Consider the following 6301-nt stretch of genomic DNA (forward strand, 5'->3'; position numbering starts at 1 on the left):
GTTTTTTTTATCTAGTTTTTATTTCTCGAACTAAGCTAAAAGATCTGAGCATATATTATCCAAAACGATAAAAGTCCGAAATGGAGTGATGGGTCAGGATGATAGAAGTGATTAGATCACGTAGAAATATTAAAAAGTTTAAACCGGATGAAGTGAAAGAGGAAGACCTTATGACTTGGCTGCAGGCTGCGTCAATGGCACCTAATCATCGCATGACAGAACCGTGGGAAATTCTTTTTCTCGGGAAGGAAACAAGAGAAAAATTAAACCATAAAACAAACTTTGGCAATGCCCCTGTGGTTATGACCGTTTTATCTAAGGATGGTGCGACACAAATAGAATTGATAGAAAATGCATTAGCGACAGCATGCTTTATTCAAAATTTTAACTTAGCTGCTTGGGCAGACGGTGTGGGGACATTTTGGTCATCAATCGGGGCTTCAGAGCGAAACAGGGAAATACTTGGAGTTCCGGATGGATATGAAGTCATCGGTGTATTAGGGGTTGGCTATCCGGAAATAATTCCAGAGCCAAAACCGCGAAAGCCGATTGCTGAAAAGATAAAAAGGTTACCTTAAAGTAAAATCCAGCCAATGTTATCGGGTGGCTGGATTTTATATTTAAGGATTTATGTTAGTGTTGAAGAACCAGAGCTGTTTTTCAAAAAATTTCGATACTCGATTGTGAGATTATCAATAATAGTTTGCACAGGTAATATATCTTTAATTTCAGCCACTCGTGCCCCCGCAAAAACAAGACCATTCTCGACATCACCATCCATGGATGTAAGCAGTGAATCGAGAGTACAAAAACGATAGGAACAATTCTTCAAACAATCTTGACATTTAGTGATTCTTACTTTATTTTCGCCGGAAATAAGGTTGGAAAAGTTATTCTTAATGGCCCTTCCTTTTAAGCCAACGGTTGTTTTAAGCAATACTAAATCCTCTTTATTTGCATTTACATATTTTTGCTTAAAGGCAATTGGTGCATCACATTCCACACTTGCTACAAACCGAGTTCCCATCTGCACTCCAGTGGCACCCAAGGCTATTGCCTTTGCAATATCTTCTCCGTTCATAATTCCACCGGCAGCAATTACTGGTATGGATACTGCTTCTACTACCTCTGGCAGGATATCAAACATTGGACGATCTGTGCCAAGATGCCCTCCTGCTTCAAAGCCTTCAACGACAACAGCAGAGGCACCTAATCGTTCTGAAATCCTCGCTAACTTCGCTGAGGAAACTATCGAGATAACAGGGATCCCTGCTTGTTTTCCCCAGCTGTACATATCCCTTGAAATGCCTGCACCGGAGATAATAAAATCAACCTTTTCTTCAAGGGCAGCCTTCATTTTTTCCGCAAAGTCATTCATGGCAAATAGAACATTCACACCAATAAATCCTTTATTTTTAATTAGGTCCTTTGCTTTTCTTATATGTGTTCGCATCTCCTCGACGGAAATACCAGTTCCGGAAATAATTCCAATACCTCCTGCATTAGCAACAGCTGAAGCTAGCTTGCTAAGCGAAATACCCACACCCATTCCTCCTTGGAGAATCGGAACCTTTGGCATCATATGCCCTATTTTTAGTTGTGGAAAATTCAAATGATTACCCCTTTTCATAAAAATAAGAAACTTCCCATGAATCTTATCATGGAAAGAGGAGTATGTAAGTGATAATTGTTACCTGGTCATAAATGTAAGTTATAGATTCTTGGTAAAAAAATATTCGATTTTATCTGCCATTTGCGATATATTAAGCAAATAGAAAGAAAAGAGTAAATCAGGATGTACTGAAAATTGAATAGGAAGCGTTCAACAAAAACAAAATAAGCGTTATGGAAATAAGATTGGATGGTGTCTTGTATGGTAAGACTTTTTACGGATATTGACTTAGACGGCCTAGGATGCGGGCTGATTGCCAAAATCGCCTTTGGTGATCAGGCGAATGTTTATTACTGTTCTTATCGGAATTTAAATAAACGAGTGGAAGCAGTTATAACACATCCTGGTAATAATCAGGAAGAAATTTTTATAACCGATTTAGCGGTGAATGAGTCGGTCGAGAAAATGCTTGAAGAACGATATCGGCATGGAAGACCTGTTCAGATGATTGATCATCATGTTACCGCCATGCATTTTAACGAATATAAATGGGGAAAAGTGATTCCAGAATATGATAATGGGAAAAAGACATGTGCAACCTCTTTATTTTATGATTATTTAATCGAACATAAAAAAATGGAAAGAAATATAGCTTTAGAGCAGTTTATTGATTTAGTCCGTCAATATGACACCTGGGAGTGGGATGAAAATAACAATGTCACAGCAAAGCGGTTAAATGACTTATTTTACATACTGAACAGAGAACAGTTTGAAGAAGAAATGCTAAAGCGGCTGACTGAAAATAAAGAATCCTTTTCGTTAACAGACACGGAAAATATGATTCTTGATCTTGAGGAACAAAAGATTAATCGATATATCCACTCAAAGAGCAGGCAGACGATACAGACCTTTGTGAATAATTATTGTATTGGAATCGTTCATGCTGAACAGTATTTGTCTGAGCTTGGGAACGCGTTAAATAATATTTATACTCATTTAGATATGATTGTCCTTTTAAATGTCTCGGGTAAGAAAATGGGCTTCAGGACCATTCATGATGAAGTAAATGTGGCAGAGTTTGCCCAAAAATTTGGTGGTGGGGGACATCCAAAGGCATCTGGAGCAGATTTGTCTAAAGAGGCCTTCGAAACTTTTGTTGTCGAGGTATTTGGCTTAAACCCACTGAAGCCAGACACCGACCGAAACGAATTTAATGTAAAGGAATCTGCAATCGGGACAAGTTATCAAAACCATAATGGGGAAATTTCTTATATTGTTCCAACGGGGGATGGGAATTTTTATATTGTCCATAAAGGGGAAAGGGAAGCACCGCTGTATTCCAGTTTCCCTGAAGCTGAGCGCTCTCTGAAAAGAAATCATGCTTCATGGCTCCGATTTGACCAAGAATACTTGAAACAGTTGTCAGCATTTCTTCATCTATCCATAGATGAGTTGAAAGAAAACTATAACGAAATCATTAGTAATAACTTTGTCGATATTATGAATATATAAGAGCTTAGGACTCCTAAGTTCTTTTTTTATGTTATTAAGGTTTTCTTAAGGTGTAACTGGTAAATTATTCTTAGGTAAATAGTATAGTTATTTTAGAATTGTAATTTATATGCAATAGTTGGTAAAATCTAATACATACTACTGTAATATTTTTATGCTATTCTTGGTATAAGGATAATTATCTTCATTTTAACAAAGTATAAAAGGTTTTCTATTGTGATGAGGATTAACACTAAATAGCTTATTACTATACCTTTTTGAACGAAAAACAACCGAGGTGATAAAATGGCTGCAACTTCAAAAAGGAGTAAATTCTTCGACAATGCCAAATTTATTTTAATTTTTCTTGTTGTTTTCGGACATATCATTAGTCCGCTTAAGGAGCAGAATGGAATACTTTTTACTTTGTATACGGCAATATTTTTATTCCATATGCCGGCATTTATCTTAATCTCAGGATACTTTGCAAAAGGGTATAAAAAGAAGGGCTACTTTAAGAAGTCAGTAAAGAAGATATTAATACCATATTTTATCTTTCAAATTATTTACTCCATTTATTATTATCTAATTGGTAAGGAAGAAAAGTTAGCTTTTGACTTCTTACATCCTCATTGGTCATTATGGTTTTTGTTAAGTTTATTCTTTTGGAATTTACTGTTATATGTCTTTGCTAAGCTAAAGTGGCTGGGGTTTGGAGTAGCGATCATATTAGGTATTGCGATTGGTTACGTAGAGGATGCCGGGAGTTTTTTAAGCCTTTCAAGAACCTTTGTCTTTTTCCCTTATTTCTTATTAGGCTTTCTACTAAATGCTAATCAGTTAAAAAGGGTTGTACGGGCTAAGTATTCACTTCCAATTGGAATATTAGTGATTATCGCGACCATGTTATTCTTCAGATTAGGCTTCCCAAAAGATGCAGTGCCATGGCTGTTAGGAGATACCTCTTACTCGAATATGGGCGGGATGCAATGGTCGGATGGCCTTGTGCGGATTATGCAGTATGCTCTGACATTATTGGTAGTGTTTGGATTTTTAGCGTTAATTCCTTCAACACAATACAAACTTACAAAGATTGGTGAAAGAACATTATACGTCTATTTATTCCATGGTTTTATTATAAAATCAATCCAAGTAATCGTGCCGGATGAAGGTTTAGCTTTTCTATCAGGAAACTACATTTTACTTTTCTTTCTGTCGTTTTTCATCTGTCAAATACTCGGCAGTTATTTTATAAAAAAATATACACGGCCACTGGTGGAGCTTAAGGTTAAAACTGGATAATGGAACATAAAAAGTCGAACGTACGATACGTTCGACTTTTGAATTATAAAAAACTTAAAAGACTGCTCATTAAATTCTTCTTTTTCCGTTTAGCTTTTGTTTGGTCAAAGACGATAGGTTTTTCAGTTTGTAATGGTGAGTTCAATTCGTTCAGCTGGCCTTGGAGATGTTCCATTTTCTGGGTTAATTTTTTAACTTGATCTTGTAACTCCTCTATTTCCCGCCGATGCTGCAGCAATTGATAGGAGGCAACGGAATCTGCTTTTGCATGTAAACTAAGCTCTAACTCTCGGACCTTCTCAAATAACTTTTCCATTGCTTTATCATTTTCAACCGCCTTTACAGTCCCTTTTCGCATGCTTTTTTTCTCACCAACTGGGCTGATTTCATGAAGAAGTGTTCCGGCCTGCAGTTTTTCATGAATTTCTTTTAATTGGTGAATATCCTCGCTGCTAAAATGATAATGTCCTCGTTCATTTTTTTCCATAGGCAGTTCAAGCTGCTTTACCCATCGCTGGATGGTGCTCGCGGATACTCCTAATAATTTTGCTACTTCACTAGTATTCATGCCGCATCCCCCTTAATGATAGAATAAGCCTAAAAACCAAGAGTGACGAACGATAATTAATCCTAAAAGAATAAAGGAACATGACAATAAATAATAAGTAATGAACTCATGTCCAAAACTTCCACCATCTCTTTTCTTTTGCAGCGGCTACATCACGAAAATTGGTTAACATTTGTTGGAAGGCTAATTCCCTTTGGGTAACTTCGTTTCGGTATTGATTTCGCTCTTCAATCAGGATTTCACGGTCTTTTGTGATGGCTTCAGCTAGACCAGAGATTTCGTTGTTAGTTACATCCACATAATGTGAAAGTTCTTCAGAAGTCTCCGACAGCTGCTTTGAAATTGAAAAGATTTCTTCTGAGGTTTCTAATGATGCATGTGTCACTTTATTTGCAAGCTGCTTCAAGCTGTCTGTCGTTTCCTCTGATATTTTTTCTACAGACTCCGATAATTCTTGAATCTCCGCCTTAGTGTTCTCTGTGGATTTATAAATGGAATCAGAGATTGATTTTACGGTTACATAAGTACCTTTCGTAATTTCTTTTCTCACTTCGTCTAGAACTTCTTTGCGCATGACACTTCGAATTTCATCCTTTACTTCACTTAAGAACGTTTTTTTGTAGGTTTCCATAGCCTCAAAAAAAAGTTCTGTATTTTTCATGGCAATCTCCTCAATTGGCACCGGTGTTATGGCCTCAGCAGTGACAGTTTCTAAAGGTATTTCGTGATCGGGAGCGCTGGACTTTTCTAGGGGAATGTCTAAAGAGAGCTCAGGTTCCGAGGGCATGACTTCTTTTAGGAACATTTCTGAAGAATCCTCTTGCATAGCTGGTATCTCGACATCCTCAGGCTCTTCAATTTTTTGAATTTCTTGACGGATGGCTTCTTTATTAACCTTTTTGTCAGCCATCTGTTTTATTTCTAACAATAATTCAATTTCTAAATCCGTATATATTCTAGCTCCTTGTTTTGTACGAGGGATATCAAGTAAATCTTCAAAGTCTTGTTCCCATTTTCGTAATGTCCCAGGAGATACATTTATTTTTTTAGAAACTTCTTTTAAGGTATAGGTCTTCATAAGATTCATTCCTCTCTCTATTTATATAGGAAAATTTTTGGTCATATATCTAGTTATTCACCATCGGGTATATACTTTTCCTGCCGCTTGACAAAAGCTATCAAAACAAGACTGAAACCACGAAATAACAACATTTTTTTGCAAAAAAGGCGCTGAATACAAAAAGAAGAGAATTGGGGGGTTTTGGGGGGGGGGTTTGGGGGGTTGTGGTGGTTTTTTTTTTTTGGGGGGGTTTTGGTATTAAATTTTT

At 36.8% G+C, this 6301-nt stretch carries 7 protein-coding genes; 3 read left to right on the plus strand and 4 right to left on the minus strand.

Going from position 1 to position 6301, the window contains the following annotated elements:
- Positions 1-98: 98 nt before the first annotated feature.
- A complete protein-coding gene (locus AAHB15_RS26880) occupies positions 99-578 on the plus strand; it encodes a nitroreductase family protein (protein WP_335572232.1) in 480 nt (159 codons plus the stop codon).
- Positions 579-628: 50 nt separating this feature from the next.
- On the opposite strand, the gene AAHB15_RS26885 is transcribed toward AAHB15_RS26880, so the two are convergent.
- Positions 629-1630 (minus strand): NAD(P)H-dependent flavin oxidoreductase, encoded by a 1002-nt coding sequence (locus tag AAHB15_RS26885; RefSeq protein WP_335572231.1) that lies wholly within the window; start codon positions 1628-1630, stop codon positions 629-631.
- Between the two features lie 243 nt (positions 1631-1873).
- On the opposite strand from AAHB15_RS26885, the gene AAHB15_RS26890 reads away from it, so the two are divergent.
- Positions 1874-3124 (plus strand): DHH family phosphoesterase, encoded by a 1251-nt coding sequence (locus tag AAHB15_RS26890; RefSeq protein ID WP_335572230.1) that lies wholly within the window; start codon positions 1874-1876, stop codon positions 3122-3124.
- A 285-nt stretch (positions 3125-3409) separates the two neighbouring features.
- Positions 3410-4405, plus strand: a complete 996-nt coding sequence (locus AAHB15_RS26895) for an acyltransferase family protein (RefSeq protein WP_342043675.1) — start codon at positions 3410-3412, stop codon at positions 4403-4405.
- 43 nt (positions 4406-4448) lie between these two features.
- Here AAHB15_RS26895 and AAHB15_RS26900 read toward each other — a convergent pair whose 3' ends face one another.
- From AAHB15_RS26900 to AAHB15_RS26910, 3 genes are all read right to left on the minus strand, one after another.
- Complete coding sequence (locus AAHB15_RS26900; RefSeq protein WP_335572228.1) at positions 4449-4973, minus strand: MerR family transcriptional regulator; 525 nt, start codon at positions 4971-4973, stop codon at positions 4449-4451.
- Positions 4974-5079: 106 nt separating this feature from the next.
- The gene (locus AAHB15_RS26905; protein ID WP_335572227.1) at positions 5080-6051 is read right to left on the minus strand and encodes a MerR family transcriptional regulator; all 972 of its coding nucleotides are present in this window, start codon (positions 6049-6051) and stop codon (positions 5080-5082) included.
- 53 nt (positions 6052-6104) lie between these two features.
- On the minus strand, positions 6105-6301 hold a 197-nt coding region (locus AAHB15_RS26910; protein WP_342043676.1), incomplete at its 5' end, for a hypothetical protein.

Origin of the sequence: Bacillus sp. OTU2372, from assembly GCF_038440275.1 — a bacterium.
GTDB lineage: Bacteria > Bacillota > Bacilli > Bacillales > Cytobacillaceae > Neobacillus > Neobacillus bataviensis_B.

Bases quoted from the DNA above. Each gene is read 5' to 3' on its own strand.
- AAHB15_RS26900 (WP_335572228.1), bottom strand. From the start codon at position 4,973: ATGAATACTAGTGAAGTAGCAAAATTATTAGGAGTATCCGCGAGCACC.
- AAHB15_RS26905 (WP_335572227.1), bottom strand. From the start codon at position 6,051: ATGAAGACCTATACCTTAAAAGAAGTTTCTAAAAAAATAAATGTATCT.
- AAHB15_RS26895 (WP_342043675.1), top strand. From the start codon at position 3,410: ATGGCTGCAACTTCAAAAAGGAGTAAATTCTTCGACAATGCCAAATTT.
- AAHB15_RS26880 (WP_335572232.1), top strand. From the start codon at position 99: ATGATAGAAGTGATTAGATCACGTAGAAATATTAAAAAGTTTAAACCG.
- AAHB15_RS26885 (WP_335572231.1), bottom strand. From the start codon at position 1,630: ATGAAAAGGGGTAATCATTTGAATTTTCCACAACTAAAAATAGGGCAT.
- AAHB15_RS26890 (WP_335572230.1), top strand. From the start codon at position 1,874: ATGGTAAGACTTTTTACGGATATTGACTTAGACGGCCTAGGATGCGGG.